Origin of the sequence: Pantoea sp. K16 (assembly GCF_048452805.1) — a bacterium.
Taxonomy (GTDB): Bacteria; Pseudomonadota; Gammaproteobacteria; order Enterobacterales; family Enterobacteriaceae; genus Pantoea; species Pantoea agglomerans.
The window spans coordinates 528,173-543,085 of the sequence record NZ_JBLWNV010000001.1; the positions used below are offsets into that span (position 1 = coordinate 528,173).

A 14,913-nucleotide genomic window follows, 5' to 3' on the forward strand; every position below is an offset into this window, starting at 1 on the left:
CTCAGTGCTCCGATTTAGCCGGGAAGGTCTGGAAGGCAATCTGACGCTCGATCGGGTAGACCTCGCGTCCGGTCAGTTCGCGCAGCAGCACCGAGTTGCGGTAGCAGGCCATGCCGAGATCCGGCGTAACAAAGCCGTGGGTGTGCAGTTCGGCGTTCTGCACAAAGATCTGATTGTGATAATCGATGCTGTAGTTGCGCTGCACGTCGTAGCGGCCTTTGTCATCCCAGCGCAGGCGGGCGTTGATGCCCTCTAAAAACATCGGTGGCTGGTAGTGATAGCCGGTCGCCATCACCAGTCCTTCGGTGCGACGGGTGAAGGTGCAATCCTGCTCCTCCTGATGCAGCGTCAGCTCGAACTCTCCCTGTGGCAGCCAGCGCATAGCGGTCAGCGCCGAGTGAGTAAACAGGTTAACGTTCAGATCGCCATCGAGCTGTTTTACATACATCAGGTCATAAATGTCGTTAATCAGGCTGCTGTTGATGCCTTTGTAGAGATTCTTGTGGCGCGCATTCAGTTCGTCCCGGGTGCTGGCGGGCAGCGCGTGGAAATAGTCGACCCACTCCGGCGAGGTCATCTCCAGCGTGAGCTTGGTGTACTCCAGCGGATAGAAGCGCGGCGCGCGGGTGATCCAGTTGAGCTGATAGCCAAAGCGGTCGATATCGGTCAGCAGGTCGTAGTAGATTTCTGCCGCGCTCTGGCCGCTGCCCAGCACGGTGATGGAACGCTTCTGCTGCAGTTCCGCTTTGTTGACCAGATAGTGGCTTGAGTGCGTCAGGCGCTGGCGGTGCGGCTGGCTGCACTCCGGCATCCAGGCTTTAGGCCCGGTGCCGAGGATCAGATGTCGTGCCAGATAGTTCTGTTTCTGACCATTCCGGGTGTCGGTCACCTGGAGTTGATAGACGCCAGCCGCCTCATCGTAGCTGACATACTCAACGTGGCTGTTCCAGCGCAGATTAGAGAGCCGTGAACTGGCCCACTGGCAGTACTGATTATACTCTTTGCGCATCAGGAAGAAGTCTTCACGGATATAAAAAGAGTATAATTTCCCCTTTTCCTTCATGTAGTTAAGCAGGCTGTAAGGGCTGGTCGGATCGGCGAGCGTCACCAGATCGGCCATAAACGGCGTCTGCAGATGGGCATTTTCCAGCATCATGCCGGTGTGCCAGTCAAAGCCCGGGTTCTCATCCAGGAAAAGACCGTTCAGTCCCTCAACCGGCTCACTCAGACAGGCCAGACTCAGGTTGAAAGGGCCGATACCGATACCAATAAAATCGTAAACGGAATTATTCATTTCAGAGCTCTCACTGTTTCGCCGCGTTCAGCGCAGACGCACGTACCTGCTCGCGTCCATAGTGCGCGATCAGGCTCAGCACATCTTCGATGTCGGCGATGGTCGTGGTGGGATTTAACAGGGTGAATTTCAGGTACTGACGCCCATCGACTTTGGTTCCTGCAATCACTGCGTTGCCGGAGCGGAAGAGCGCTTTACGGATAGCGGCGTTGATTTCGTCGATCTGTGCGTCGCTGGCGTTTTTGCCGGGCACGTAGCGGAAAATCTGGGTAGTCAGCTCAGGCGCGTGCAGCACTTCGATAGCAGGATGCGCAGTTAACCGCTCATGAGCCGCCTGTGTCAGCTCTATCAGCGTATCGAAAGCGTCACCCAGCGCCGCCGGACCCATCACGCGCAGGGTCAGCCACATTTTTAACGCATCAAATCGGCGGGTGGTCTGAATGCTTTTGTTGACCAGATTCGGTGTGCCTTCCTGCTGGGCGCTGAGCGGATTCAGGTAATCTGCATGGTGCGTGACATGCTTCAGATTGTGGCTGTCCCGCACAAAGAACGCACCGCAGCTGACGGTCTGGAAGAAAGATTTGTGATAATCGACGGTGACGGAATCAGCCCGTTCAATGCCATTCAGGCGTGAGCGATGATTTTCTGAGACCAGTAGCCCACAGCCGTAAGCGGCGTCAACGTGCATCCACAAACCATAATTGTCACAAAGACGGGCAATCTCCGGCAGCGGATCGATGCTGCCAAAGTCCGTGGTGCCGCTGGTGGCAACCACAGCAATCGGGATCAGCCCTTCACTGCGACATTTTTCGATCTCCTGCGCCAGGCACGCTGCGTCCATACGGTAGTGGGCGTCGTGATCAACGGCGATAACTGCGTCATAGCCCAGCCCTAAAATCGCCATCGATTTCTGGATGCTGAAGTGGCTGAGTTTGGAGGTAAACACTCGCCATTTCGACGCGGTCTCAGGCAGGCCGCGATGTTTAATCAGATGCCCCGGATGATGTGCCGCGCACCAGCTATCACGCGCCAGCAGCATTGCCATCAGGTTGGATTGGGTGCCGCCGCTGGTGAAGATCCCATCAGATCCGGCAGGCAGACCGATGCGGCCAAGCGTCCAGTCGATCACCTTCTGCTCAATCAGCGTACCGCCTGCGCTCTGATCCCAGGTGTCGACCGAGCTATTCACTGCCGCCATAATCTGCTCAGCCATCAGAGAGGGCAGCACGACCGGGCAGTTCAGGTGCGCCAGATATTTAGGGTGGTGAAACCAGACGGCGTCACGCAGATAGAGCTGACTCAGCTCTGTCAGGGCGTCATCGTTGTTACCCAGCGGACGATCGAGATCGACCTCACTGAATTCCGCCGCCAGTTCATGGGGCAGGATACCGCTGAAAGGCTTCTCAACGCCGGTAACGGTACGGGTCATCAGCGCCAGCACCTCCTGAGTCTGCTGCGACCAGGCCGCCAGTTGCTGATGGTTAAAAATAGCCGTTTCGGCACCGCTGGCATTGGATGCTGGCGCGAGATCCTGTGCCGCCTGAGTGGATGAGCGTAAAAGCATGTTCAGTTCCTGTGCGTTAATACCAGTGACCCTGCCGACGTAAGGTCAGCAGCGTTGGATGTCCGCTCAACAACTCCAGTAAACATAAAACTAACTAACCAGATAAAAACCCTGACCATTAAATGGATTAGTGTTTTCACCTTAAAAAGAGTAAATACCGCATATTATTTGTGGATTTGGCAGCGTTAAACGCTTTGTTATATGCGGATGAGAGTGTAAATGTTAATCATTATCATTCAAATGTTTTGTTGTTAAATTTTATTTATTAGTATGTCTAATGTTGAAAATGTGATGTTGATCACTTTTCTGGATCGGAATAATCCTTTTTTTACTAGGTTTAGCGCCAGCAATTCATTCAGAACTCATCTGCGTGTGTTCCATGTTGGAAACATTAGCTTTGTGGGTTAGAATGTTTCCAACATGGAAAGTTTGAGAGAAAAATGCATATCATCTCAAGAGGGCCGTTCAGGGAAGCGGCAATAATTTATCCAAATCATGCCTCCGCACTGGATGCGGCTTATCTGGTCCTAAGGGACGAAAACTTTGCCACGCCAGATGCGCTGAAAATTCGCTTTCAGAGCCTTGACCGCATGAAGTACCGGGAAAAGTGGTGGGTAATCGATGTGGGCGGAAACAGCCTGAGAATCATGTTTTATGCTGACTTTGATCGCGGCAAAATTTTTATCAAACACATCGTGACGCATGCGGAATATGACAAGCTGGTGAAGAAGTACCGGGAGAGTAAAGAATGATTACCGAAGCAATCCAGGCGACCAATGACCTGGTCAGAATTGTTCCCTTTCTGGGAGGCAGTACCGATAAAAGGGACTACGAGCAGGCGCTGGAACTGGTTGAATATCTGGTTGAGCACCAGCCGGACAGCCCGTTAGTAGAGATACTGTCTGATAAAGTCGCCCGATACGAAAACAGCGCCCCTGAGTTCGCTGCGTTTAACGCGCGTACTGATGCTATTCCGCGCGGAGTAGCACTTTTGCGAGTCATCATGGATCAGCACGGCCTGACTCAATCCTCTTTTGCGGATGAAATAGGGCAGCGCTCTTATGTCAGTCGTATCCTGCGTGGTGATCGTCCTTTGACGGATAAACATAAAGCCCGACTGGCAGCGCGTTTTAACCTGCCGTTTGAAGCATTCGCTGAATAACTTAGCCTGAACTTATATGAGTGCGGTTTTTTTTCTGGAAACTGAATGATGAAGGTATTCCGCAAACAACCAGAAAGCGCTCATTGCCCTTTCTGGTTGCCATTAAGCGTTACTATTACCCTGCATTCGTTTCTACAGGCACCTTCTTTTTAGCCGTAAAGTTATAAATCACTAACAAGCCAAAAATGCCGGTGATAATCATAGTAATGGTTCCCTTATCCATAAAGTGAGCCATATTACCCAGCAGGATGCCGGTGACGCCGAAGTCGGTATCCGAGAAGGTGGTGTTGGTCAGCCCTATCTGTCCGAGTACCGGCAGCAGGGCGACAGGCAGGAAGGTGATTAACAGGCCATGAGCAAAGGCACCGCAAATCGCACCACGCTTGCCGCCGGTCGCATTACCAAACACGCCAGCCGTAGCGCCACAGAAGAAGTGAGGAACCACACCCGGCAGAATCAATACCCAATGCAGCTGACCGAGAACAAACAGCCCCACCAGGCCACCGACAAAGCTGGAGATAAAGCCAACCAGCACCGCATTCGGGGCGTAGGGGAAAACAATCGGGCAATCCAGCGCCGGTCTGGCTTCCGGAACCAGTTTTTCTGAAAAGCCGGTAAAGGCAGGGACAATTTCAGCCAGGATTAAGCGCACACCCTGCAGAATGATAAAGACACCCGCCGCGAAGGTAATGGCCTGGATAAAGGAGTAAACAAGGTAGTTCTGACCATTGCTGAAATTAGCCTCTACATATTCTTTACCGGCAGACACCGACAGGATTAAGTAGATAATCATCATCGTCAGAGAGATCGAGATGGTACTGTCACGCAAAAAACTGAGGTTTTTTGGCATGTTCATCTCTTCGGTGGATTTAGATCCTTTGCCTACCAAAGAGCCGATCCAGCCTGATAAGACATAGCCAATTGTCCCGGTATGCGCCAGCGCGACATGATCGCCACCAATGATCTTACGCATATAGGGCTGGGCGATCGCCGGGAAGGTGGCCATCAGAATGCCCAACAGCAGTGACCCGGTGTAAATAAGCTGAATATCTTCAAAACCAGCAACCGATAAAATAATCGCGATCATACAGGCCATATAGAACGTCACATGCCCTGACAGATAGATATATTTCAGTCGGGTGAAGCGAGCGACAACGATGTTGGCGACCATGCCGAAGGCCATGATCATCGTGGTAGGCGCACCATATTTTGCCAGAGCGATAGAGACCATCGCTTCGTTATTAGGAATGATGCCCTGAACATCAAACGCATGTTTGAAAATGTCGCCCAGTGGCGTCAGTGAACCGACCAGAACGGTCGCACCGCCTGCCAGCACCAGAAAGCCCAGAATAGTTTTTACCGTGCCCTTGATAACATCAGGAAACGGCTTCTTCTGCGCAATCAGTCCGAAAAATGCCACCAGTCCGACTAATATAGAGGGTACTTTCAGCACGTCGACGACGAACTGCAAAAGATTTTGAGTAAACATATTAACCTCGAGGGTAAGGTGTTTATCTAATTATTAGCGTCACTTTTTCTCAAAATACTCACGTATTTTCTGCTCCACTTCTTTCAGGTCAATGATGTTATTAATGATGATGACCTTCTGTTCAGGAAGGTTTGCGCTATAAGCAATGTCTTTGGCCATAACAAAAACATCCGCCACATCGGGGGTGACAGAGCCGAGATCCGAATGTTCCACTTCAGCTTCAACACCGATCGTTTTAAGCACTTTCTTTATGTTCATTTCCATCATGAAGCTGCTGCCTAAACCTGAACCACACACCGCCATAATTTTCATATCAAACCTCATTAACTAATGATTAAAAGTCGCGTTTCAACGGGCAGACTAAACGCCTGATAAAATCGTCATGAGCGCTTCTTTGCTGCTCGCATTGAATATCTGCGCCATGATCTCTTCATCGGACAGCACTTCCGCCAGCTGGGAGATCATTTCGATATGGCTATTACTGTCCGGTGCGGCAAACATGAAAATAGCCTTCACCGGATCGTTTTCTTCGGAGTCAAATTTCACTGCTGTACCCAGCAGCACAATCGACAACCCCAGTTTGTGTGCGCCTTGTTCCGGGCGTGCGTGGGGCATGGCAATCTGGGGCGCGATGACAAAAAAGGGGCCGATCTCCTCTTTTTGCTGAATAATCGCATCAATATAATCCTGCGATATTGCGCCCTCACTGAGCAGAGGACGTCCCGCAATAACTAACGCTTCCTGCCAGTCAGTCACGCTTTCGACGTACTGGATTTTCTCGTTATTTAACCACTTAGCCAGGTGTGACATCGTCTTACTCCTCCTGTTTAAATGCGCAATAAAATTTAACTAAACGCATAAACCGTGTGGCGTTTGCCTGCTCCCGGTTACGCATAACCCATCTCATATAAAATTTTCTCAACCGGAACAGGGCCTGTTATGCATTCCGATTTTTCATAAATTCCTGAGTATGTACAGTCAGTTTCCCTCAAAACCCCCGTTATCACTTTTTTAGATAAACTTTCTGTCAGCAGAGCGAGACAAAAATCGAATGTAGTAAAAGGAGGTAACATCCTTAAAAGTCATGATTTTCATGTAGTTATTAAAAAAATATTTTCTCATTGTTCAGATGGGGTTATATTTCACAACGGTCATCACATCTGTACATGTTAAAGGTGTCTAGTCATCCTGATGATGTCCTTCGACGTGTACGGACACAACATGTAAAGTTAAAATATTGCTTATCAGGCTTAACATCAGTGCCAATTTGATAAGTTGATCACATATTCAGCTAGCGGAAGTGGTACTCATCCGGCAATGTCAGGCAGAACTGTACTGACACGGATTAGAGGGAGTCTGTCCTTCACTCAAACGGGAAGAAAGCCAATGGTTGATGGCATTACTGAAAAACAAAAAGAGGTTGTTGATTACATCCTCAATAAAATTAAGGATGATGGCCTTCGACCCGGAGAGAAACTGGATACCGAAATATCAATTGCCAAAAGCATCGGCATTACTCGCGCAACGGTGCGTGAAGCCACACGCATTCTGGTGGAGCAGCAGAGAATTTACCGGGTTAAAGGGTCGGGTATTTTTGTCGGTTCCACGGAGATGAGCAGCCAGGCGAACCGATATCATGTGCTTTCACCTTTTGATTACCAGGCGCAAAGAAATGGCCATAAAGGTGTAAGAAAAATCATATCGGTCAGCATAATCAAGGTTCCTTCTGCTGATATCGCTCAGGCGCTGCGTATTAAAAACAGCGATCAGATCTATAAAATTTTACGCCTGATGTGTTTCGATGACATCCCGGTAGCTCTGGAACATATTCACCTGCCGGTTAATATGTTTAGCAGCATGGAGTTCAGCAAGCTGGAACTATCAAAATATGCCTACATTGAAGAAGTTACCGGTAAGAAAGTGCAGCTAAGGGACCAGCATTTAACGGCCGTCAATCTTACGGATACACAGTCGCTTACTCTGCTTAATTTAGCAGAAGGGGATGCTGTCATTCAGCTTAATGAAACCGTTTATCTCGACGACGGCGTTCCCTGTGAAGTGAATGTGGCGCTTATCAACACCCGATTTTTCCCGTTGAAACAAAATTCGCAACGGCCTTAGAAAAATACGCTTTGGACACCTGTTTTTACGCATATCAACGCTATTACTTTGCGCAGACATCGACAGGCAAGCGATCCTGAATCAGCTGACTCCGGGATGGAGTTTGCGCTTTGGCATGTAAGCAAGTGTGCCAGGCAGCATGCTTTAATCAGCCGCTCTCGGTACCATCAGACAAAATGATCTTTCATCTAAAAATAAAGTTGTTCAATATCATTATGATTTTAATGTACATGAGTAATTACTTGATGGCTTAACTTGTTTGTTCGCTAAAAAACCCAAAGAAATGCCATCACTTGATTGATATCAAAAACCCTTCCAATACTCTCTTGCTAAAAAGATATAACAGATGATTATTACACTGTCTGATAATAAAAGGGAGTTTGTAATGACTATTCCAGTTTATCTATGGCTTATGGATGATAGTGGTAAAACCATAAAAGGAAGCGTTGATGTAAAAGGCAGAGAGGGAAGTATAGAAGTTAGCGAACTAATGCACTCTATTGAACAACCCACAGATACTTTAACCGGAAAAATCACTGCAAAATGCTTACATAGTTCATTCTCATTTATGAAAGAAATTGACAGTTCTTCTCCCTGGCTTTACAAAGCCCTGTGTACAGGGAAGACATTAAAGTCAGCAGTATTTAAATTCTATAGAATAAATAATAACGGACAGGAGGAGGAGTATTTTAGAACCAGCCTTGAGAACATTAAGGTTACAGAAGTAGATTCCCTGATGATGGATGTTAAAAAACACCAGTGGGCCAGGCACAATCATGCTGAGTTTATTGATTTTTCCTATAAAAAAATTACATGGCATTATCTGGACGGCAATGTCATTTATTCTGATTCATGGAACGAGAGGAATGGATAATGGCATGGGAATATGATGTCACAACACACACCTTCAGCCGCAATGGTGAAACATACACCGCAGATTACGCCGGGGCGACAGGTTATAAGAATGATTTTTCTCAGGAGTGCGTAAGCAGCAAAGGCCCACTACCCAGGGGCAGTTATACCATTGGTTCTCCGCATAATTCAGTTCATACCGGAAAATATACTCTCGACCTCACACCCGCTCTGAGCAATGCCATGTGTGGCCGCTCTGCGTTTCGCATTCATGGAGCAAGCAAGAAGCATCCGCTGGATTCATCTGAAGGTTGTATAATCGCTTCACTCAGTGTAAGAAAAAGCATATGGGCAAGTGGTGACAGGGAGTTAAATGTTAAATGAAATCACTTCTTATCATTACAATATTTTCTCCTGCTGTGATGGCTACTCAGATGACTGGCTTCGGCGCCAGTTATTATGATGACAAATCATCCGTCACTTATCACGACACACGCAAAGACTTAGTTCCCGAAGTAATCATTGGTGACAGGCTTTTTGCAATGGAGTTTAGCCGCCTTGAAGACATTGCAAAACAGACCGGAGCTGTGGTTAACCAGGATAATCAGGCATCGTGGCTCTGCCTCACATCCAGAAATGTAAACTTCTGGTTTATTTCGGATAATGAGATGGGGCAGGGAGACTTAACGACGATAGCCATTGCGAGCGAGGGAACGAAAAAAGAGTGTTCTGAATATAAAGGGTATTTGAATGTCTCTGTTACAGGTATCCCTTTACTCAACGCATCTTCAGACACTCTGTTCTCGACGTTCTCCAGTAAGCCAGAAGAGAAAATTAACCAATATTGCAATGATTCACGTCGATACGGAGAATTTACTCAGTTGAATTGCCTTCAATATTATCGTGAAAACAGCACAATCAAGGGCGTAATGATCAGCCAGGTTACGGCCAGTTAACAATATTCCGGAGGCTACATGCTGTGTAGCCTCTGACTTGTACGAATGCTTACAAGACTTATTTGCCAGCCTCATTTTTCTGCCCCGTTAAGAGTCGACTCAGTAATGCTCAATCCCTGATGAATGAAATTCCTGCAGTCGCGGCTAACAACAACTGTCATCTCTCCATACGTAAGACGATTTTCTGCAAACCTTTGCCATCAAACCGATTTTACTCACCTGAATATCAGGCAACGAATAGCGTTATACGCAAAATATCTACCTGATTCCCTGTTTCAGTGCCCGTTTTCCCTCTTTCACTTCTCACTGTTCTCCATTATGACGAAATCAATAATGCATAAAACAATATGATGTTTTACCAATGATCGGCTGCGCAGCACACTGGTCTGCAACCGGAATGAACAAGGACCAGGTGAATGGCATATCGATTAAGTCTGTTAGATAAAGCGCCCGTGCTGCAGGGTGAATCACCCACTGCGGCGCTGCAGCGCACGCTGCAGATGGCGCAGCGGGCAGAGGAGTGGGGTTATCACCGCTTCTGGCTGGCGGAACATCACAACACCGCGCAGCTGGCCAGTCCTTCACCTGAGGTATTAATTGCCTGGATCATTGCCCAGACACGACATATTCGCGTCGGATCGGGCGGCGTGATGTTGCAGCACTACAGCCCTTATAAAGTGGCAGAGAACTTTAATCTGCTCGCTTCGCTGGCGCCGGGCCGCATTGACCTCGGCGTGGGCAAAGCGCCGGGCGGACTTCCACTCTCCACCCATGCGCTGCAACAGGGTGTTGATGCCGCTAAAAAAGGGAGCTTTGCCGAACAGCTTCAACTGCTGGATAGCTGGCTGAAGCCCGGTCAGGCTGATCCTGACGATGAGGGTTTAGCCGCCACGCCACTGCCGCCACGTCCGGCGAACCGTTTTCTGCTGGGTGCCAGTGAAGAGAGCGCCCGGCTGGCCGCGAGTCTGGGCTGGCAGTTTGTCTTTGCCGCTCACCTTAATGGCGACCGCCAGTTGCTGGAGCACGCACTGAGTACCTACTCCCGCCTGAGCCAGGGTCAGCGCGCCCTGGTGGCCGTGCAGGTGGTGGTGGCCGACTCACCCGCCGGGGCTGACCTGCTGGTAGCCAATCTTCGTCACTACCATGTAGCGGTGAAAGATGGCCCCAGCGTCAACGTCGCCAGTCTGGAACAGGCGGAGCGCTATGTGCGTCAGGGTGGATACCGCGATTATCAGATTGAGCCGCGCACGCCGTCACTTCTGAAAGGCACGGCGGCGCAGGTTCATGCCCAGCTGGACGCGCTGCATCATAATTTTGACATTGATGAGTTTGTTATCGACACGCCGATTACTGAGCCGGTTGCACGTCTGCAGTCACTTGAACTGCTGGCCACGCATCATCTGGTCGCAGCCTGAATCCCCGTCAGTGGAGAGTCATCATGAACCCTGAGTCACAACTGATTGAATGGCGACGCGAACTGCACACCTGGCCGGAGCTGTCGGGTCAGGAGTTCGCCACCACCGCGCGACTGCGGGGCTGGTTGCAGGCGGCGGGCATCCGGCTGCTGGACTATCCACTGGAAACCGGCGTGGTGGCAGAAATTGGCAGCGGAGAGACGGTGATCGCGCTGCGCGCCGACATCGATGCGCTGCCGATCCATGAGGCGAGCGGGGTGCGTTTTCACTCCCGCCATCCTGGCGTGATGCACGCCTGCGGCCATGACCTGCACAGCGCGGTGATGCTGGGTGCGGCGTTACAGCTCAACGCACAAGCCGATCGGTTAGCTGGCCGGGTGCGCATCCTGTTCCAGCCCGCTGAAGAGATAGCGCGCGGGGCGCGTCAGTTCATTGAGGCAGGCGTACTGGATAAGGTGCAGGCTATCTTCGGAATGCACAACGAGCCTTCGCTGCCCGTCGGCACCTTTGCCACCCGCAGCGGGGCGTTCTACGCGAATGCTGACAAATTTATTATCCGCGTCACCGGCAAAGGGGCACATGCCGCGTATCCGGAGCAGGGTGTCGACAGCATTGTGACGGCCAGCCAGATTATCCAGGCGTTACAGGGACTCACCAGCCGCAGCTTCAGTGCCCTGGACAGTCTGGTACTGAGCATTACCCGCATCGACGGCGGCAAAAGCTGGAATGTATTACCCGGCGGCGTTGAGTTTGGCGGCACGGCCCGAACCCACGATTTACAGGTGCGCGCCGAACTGGAACAGCGGGTGCGCACGCTGGTTGAGCACTTCGCCGACGCCAATGGCGCGCAGGCAACCCTGAGCTGGCATCCTGGCCCGCCAGTGCTGATCAACGATGCGCACTGGGCGACCTTCAGCAGCGAAGTGGCGCAGCAGGCGGGCTATCGGGTGCAGACCGCCGATCTCCATCTGCTGGGGGAGGATTTTGCCTTTTATCTGCAACAGGTGCCGGGGGCGTTTGTCAGCATCGGCAGCGCCAGTGACTTTGGTCTGCACCATGCCAGCTTTACCCCGGATGAGGCGCTGATTGCGCCCGCCGCCGACTACTTCGCCCGACTGGCCCGCCAGGCGCTGCAACATCTTAACGCGCGATGTCGGGAAGCCATTCTGAACTGAATTCATCTGCAACCCGCTAAAGCACGACGGTTCTGACCACCGTCGTCGGGCATCGCTACGACTAAAAAAGAGAGAGCATCATGACCACAAGACAACTTCGGCTGGGTACCATTCTGCATGGCGCATCGGGAAACATGTCTGCCTGGCGCCATCCGGCGGCGCAGGCCGATGCCAGTATTAATCTGGATTACGCCAAAAAAATCGCCCGCAAGGCGGAGCAGGGCAAACTCGATTTTCTGTTTGTCGCCGACGGGTTGTTTATTAATGAAAAGTCGATCCCGCACTTTCTGAATCGCTTTGAGCCGCTGACGCTGCTCTCGGCGCTGGCGGGCGTCACTGAACATCTGGGGCTGGTTGGCACGGTATCGACCTCTTACAGCGAGCCCTTCACCGTGGCGCGTCAGTTTGCCAGCCTTGATCATCTCAGCGGCGGGCGTGCAGGCTGGAACGTGGTGACGTCACCGCTGGAAGGCTCGGCCAAAAACTTCTCACGCCAGCAGCACCCGGAGCACGCATTGCGTTACCGCATTGCCGATGAGTATCTGCAGGTGGTGAAAGGATTGTGGGATTCGTGGGAGCAGGATGCTTTTGTACGTGATAAGGCCAGCGGACAATTTTTCGATCCGGCGAAGCTGCACACGCTCGATCATCACGGTGATTTCTTCCAGGTACAGGGGCCGCTGAACATCGCCCGCACGCCGCAGGGTCGTCCGATTATCTTCCAGGCGGGCGCGTCCGACGACGGTAAAAAACTGGCGGCGCGTCATGCTGACGCCATCTTCACCCATCAGCCGACGCGTGAAGAGGCGCAGGCATTTTACCAGGATGTGAAACAGCAACTGGTGGCGAATGGCCGTCAGCCAGACGATTTGCACATCTTCCAGGGTGTCAGCGTGATTGTTGGCGATGATGCCGAGGACGTGGAACGCCAGTATCAGACCACGGCGGCGCTGGTGTCGATTACCGATGCGCTTAACTACCTCGGGCGTTTCTTCGACCATCACGACTTCTCACAGTATCCGCTGGATCAGCCGTTCCCGGATATCGGTGACATCGGTCAGAACAGCTTCCGCAGCACCACCGACGAGATCAAACGCAAAGCACAGCAGCATGGGCATACCCTGCGCCAGGCCGCACTGGAAGCGGCAACGCCACGCCCGCTGTTTCACGGCACGCCGGAAGAGGTGGCGGATGGCCTGCAGCTCTGGTTTGAAACCCAGGCTACTGACGGCTTCATCATTAATGGCGGCACGCCCGATACCTTTGAACGTTTTGTCGACCGCGTGGTGCCGATTTTGCAGGCTCGCGGCCTGACGCGCCGCGACTATCCGGGCAGCACGCTTCGTGACAGCTTCGCCCTGAAACAACCCGTTAATCAGTTCACCTCACAATAAGAGCACAAGCCATGAACAAAACATCGCGTCTTATCGCCCTGCTTATTCTGGCGGCCAGTAGCCATGCGCTGGCTGAAGATACCAGCGTCTCCTTTAACGGCCAGCGCGTCAGCCTTGAAGCTAACAAAGCGCCGATCAATACCGTGAAGAATCCGGAGGCGATCGCGCAACTGCCTGCGGGTCATCGTTTTGTGGTGCCGGGTTCCTTTACCGTGGCGGTCGCCGCGCTGAATTCCCCGCCGTTGACGGTGTTTTCCGATGACAATAAAACCCTGCTTGGCAGCGAAGTGGATATTGCCCGGCTGGTGGCTGACAGCCTGGGATTAAAACTCAACGTGGTACCAGCGTCCTGGGAAGACTGGCCGCTGGGTGTGGCCTCGGGCAAGTATGACGCGGCGATCTCCAACATTACCGTGACCAAAGATCGTAAAGAGAAGTTCGACTTCGCCACCTACCGCAAAGATTCACTGGGTTTTTATGTCAAAACCAGCAGCCCGATAAAGTCACTGACCAAAGCAGAAGATATTGCCGGGCTGAGGATCATTGTGGGATCCGGCACCAATCAGGAGGCGATTCTGCTGGCGTGGGATAAAGAGAATCAGGCAAAGGGACTGAAAGCTTTTACGCCGGTTTATACCAAAGATGATGCCGCTCAGACGCTGGCGCTGCAGGCTGGCCGGGCTGATGCCTACTTTGGTCCCAATGTGATTGGTGCCTGGAAAGCGGCACTGACCGGTAAAACCCGTCTGGTCGGCAGCGTCGATGGCGGCTGGCCCAAAGCGGCGCACATTGCCGTTACCGTGAAGAAAGGCAGCGGCCTGGCGGAACCGATCAGCACCGCGCTGAACGGTGTGATCGGCAACGGTGACTATCAGAAGGTGCTGAACCGCTGGGGTGAAGGTGTTGAGAAGATCGATCGTTCTGAAATCAATCCCGCCGGGCTGGGCGACTAAGGAGCTGACCATGAGTGAATCCACTTTTCGCGAAGTTTCACCCGACGCGCCGGAGTTGCAACCGATCCTGGGCGGCCTGTTTGGCGAATATTCCGCACGCTATGGCGACTATTTTTCCCGTCGTAACGAGCTGGAACAGGAGCTGACCGAATGGTATCTGCCGCCGCAGGGGCTGTTTATCGTGCTGGAGCGTGACGGCGAGATCATCGCGATGGGCGCTTATAAACCCTATGACCCGCAGACCGCCGAGCTGAAGCGCATCTGGACCCGCAGCGATCTGCGTCGTCAGGGGCTGGCGCTGGTGGTGTTACAGGAGCTGGAGCGTCGCGCCTTACAGGCGGGCTATCAGCGGCTGTTTCTCACCACCGGCTTCCGTCAGCCGGAGGCGGTGCGGCTCTATACCGGTCACGGTTATCAGCCACAGTTCGATCTCAGCGGGGATCTGGAGCGTTATGGCCAGCCGCCGCACGACGGACGACTGCGTTTTATCAAAGTGATCGGCGTCTATAACGTCGCCGCGGCAAGTTAAGAGGTGACC

Annotated in this window: 16 protein-coding genes; 11 read left to right on the forward strand and 5 right to left on the reverse strand. The window is 51.9% G+C overall.

All coding sequences use genetic code 11. The features are described 5' to 3' along the window. Position 1: 1 nt before the first annotated feature. Together ACK13D_RS02545 and ACK13D_RS02550 are read right to left on the reverse strand one after the other, a co-directional pair. The gene (locus ACK13D_RS02545; protein WP_010247061.1) at positions 2–1,294 is read right to left on the reverse strand and encodes a lysine N(6)-hydroxylase/L-ornithine N(5)-oxygenase family protein; all 1,293 of its coding nucleotides are present in this window, start codon (positions 1,292–1,294) and stop codon (positions 2–4) included. 10 nt (positions 1,295–1,304) lie between these two features. Next, the gene (locus tag ACK13D_RS02550; protein WP_418795598.1) at positions 1,305–2,858 is read right to left on the reverse strand and encodes a pyridoxal phosphate-dependent decarboxylase family protein; all 1,554 of its coding nucleotides are present in this window, start codon (positions 2,856–2,858) and stop codon (positions 1,305–1,307) included. 440 nt (positions 2,859–3,298) lie between these two features. Between ACK13D_RS02550 and ACK13D_RS02555 the strand changes: the two genes are divergently transcribed. Both ACK13D_RS02555 and ACK13D_RS02560 read left to right on the forward strand, forming a co-directional pair. Beyond that, positions 3,299–3,610 (forward strand): type II toxin-antitoxin system HigB family toxin, encoded by a 312-nt coding sequence (locus tag ACK13D_RS02555; RefSeq protein ID WP_010247063.1) that lies wholly within the window; start codon positions 3,299–3,301, stop codon positions 3,608–3,610. Further along, entirely contained in the window at positions 3,607–4,020 is a 414-nt protein-coding gene (locus tag ACK13D_RS02560; RefSeq protein WP_010247064.1) for a helix-turn-helix domain-containing protein, read from the forward strand. The genes ACK13D_RS02555 and ACK13D_RS02560 overlap by 4 nt, the downstream gene beginning before the upstream one ends. A 115-nt stretch (positions 4,021–4,135) precedes the next feature. Here ACK13D_RS02560 and ACK13D_RS02565 read toward each other — a convergent pair whose 3' ends face one another. The 3 genes from ACK13D_RS02565 to ACK13D_RS02575 are packed head-to-tail and all read right to left on the reverse strand — an operon-like array spanning position 4,136 to position 6,319. Further along, the gene (locus ACK13D_RS02565; protein WP_418795600.1) at positions 4,136–5,509 is read right to left on the reverse strand and encodes a PTS ascorbate transporter subunit IIC; all 1,374 of its coding nucleotides are present in this window, start codon (positions 5,507–5,509) and stop codon (positions 4,136–4,138) included. A 39-nt stretch (positions 5,510–5,548) separates the two neighbouring features. Then, entirely contained in the window at positions 5,549–5,821 is a 273-nt protein-coding gene (locus tag ACK13D_RS02570) for a PTS sugar transporter subunit IIB (RefSeq protein WP_010247066.1), read from the reverse strand. A 48-nt stretch (positions 5,822–5,869) separates the two neighbouring features. Continuing rightward, positions 5,870–6,319, reverse strand: a complete 450-nt coding sequence (locus ACK13D_RS02575) for a PTS sugar transporter subunit IIA (RefSeq protein ID WP_010247067.1) — start codon at positions 6,317–6,319, stop codon at positions 5,870–5,872. A gap of 576 nt (positions 6,320–6,895) precedes the next feature. Here ACK13D_RS02575 and ACK13D_RS02580 point away from each other — a divergent pair. The 9 genes from ACK13D_RS02580 to ACK13D_RS02620 all read left to right on the forward strand — a co-directional run bounded on the left by ACK13D_RS02580 (position 6,896) and on the right by ACK13D_RS02620 (position 14,904). Further along, positions 6,896–7,630 carry a GntR family transcriptional regulator gene (locus tag ACK13D_RS02580; RefSeq protein WP_010247068.1) on the forward strand — a complete coding sequence of 245 codons (735 nt, stop codon included), beginning with the start codon at positions 6,896–6,898 and terminating at the stop codon, positions 7,628–7,630. Between the two features lie 385 nt (positions 7,631–8,015). Then, the gene (gene tssD, locus ACK13D_RS02585; protein ID WP_064690961.1) at positions 8,016–8,504 is read left to right on the forward strand and encodes a type VI secretion system tube protein TssD; all 489 of its coding nucleotides are present in this window, start codon (positions 8,016–8,018) and stop codon (positions 8,502–8,504) included. Beyond that, the gene (locus ACK13D_RS02590; protein WP_071941147.1) at positions 8,504–8,866 is read left to right on the forward strand and encodes a tlde1 domain-containing protein; all 363 of its coding nucleotides are present in this window, start codon (positions 8,504–8,506) and stop codon (positions 8,864–8,866) included. The genes tssD and ACK13D_RS02590 overlap by 1 nt, the downstream gene beginning before the upstream one ends. Continuing rightward, the gene (locus ACK13D_RS02595) at positions 8,863–9,438 is read left to right on the forward strand and encodes a hypothetical protein (RefSeq protein WP_064690796.1); all 576 of its coding nucleotides are present in this window, start codon (positions 8,863–8,865) and stop codon (positions 9,436–9,438) included. Before ACK13D_RS02590 ends, ACK13D_RS02595 begins: the two co-directional genes overlap by 4 nt. Before the next feature lie 416 nt (positions 9,439–9,854). Next, on the forward strand, positions 9,855–10,853 hold the full coding sequence (locus ACK13D_RS02600) for an MsnO8 family LLM class oxidoreductase (protein WP_022624350.1): 999 nt from the start codon (positions 9,855–9,857) through the stop codon (positions 10,851–10,853). A 23-nt stretch (positions 10,854–10,876) separates the two neighbouring features. Further along, positions 10,877–12,028 carry an amidohydrolase gene (locus ACK13D_RS02605; protein WP_010670378.1) on the forward strand — a complete coding sequence of 384 codons (1,152 nt, stop codon included), beginning with the start codon at positions 10,877–10,879 and terminating at the stop codon, positions 12,026–12,028. Positions 12,029–12,108: 80 nt separating this feature from the next. Beyond that, positions 12,109–13,422 (forward strand): LLM class flavin-dependent oxidoreductase, encoded by a 1,314-nt coding sequence (locus tag ACK13D_RS02610; protein ID WP_022624348.1) that lies wholly within the window; start codon positions 12,109–12,111, stop codon positions 13,420–13,422. An 11-nt stretch (positions 13,423–13,433) separates the two neighbouring features. After that, positions 13,434–14,375: an ABC transporter substrate-binding protein gene (locus ACK13D_RS02615; RefSeq protein ID WP_052270702.1), complete on the forward strand. Its 942-nt coding sequence runs from the start codon at positions 13,434–13,436 to the stop codon at positions 14,373–14,375. A 10-nt stretch (positions 14,376–14,385) separates the two neighbouring features. After that, positions 14,386–14,904, forward strand: a complete 519-nt coding sequence (locus ACK13D_RS02620) for a GNAT family N-acetyltransferase (RefSeq protein ID WP_010247073.1) — start codon at positions 14,386–14,388, stop codon at positions 14,902–14,904. The last annotated feature ends 9 nt before the right edge of the window (positions 14,905–14,913 follow it).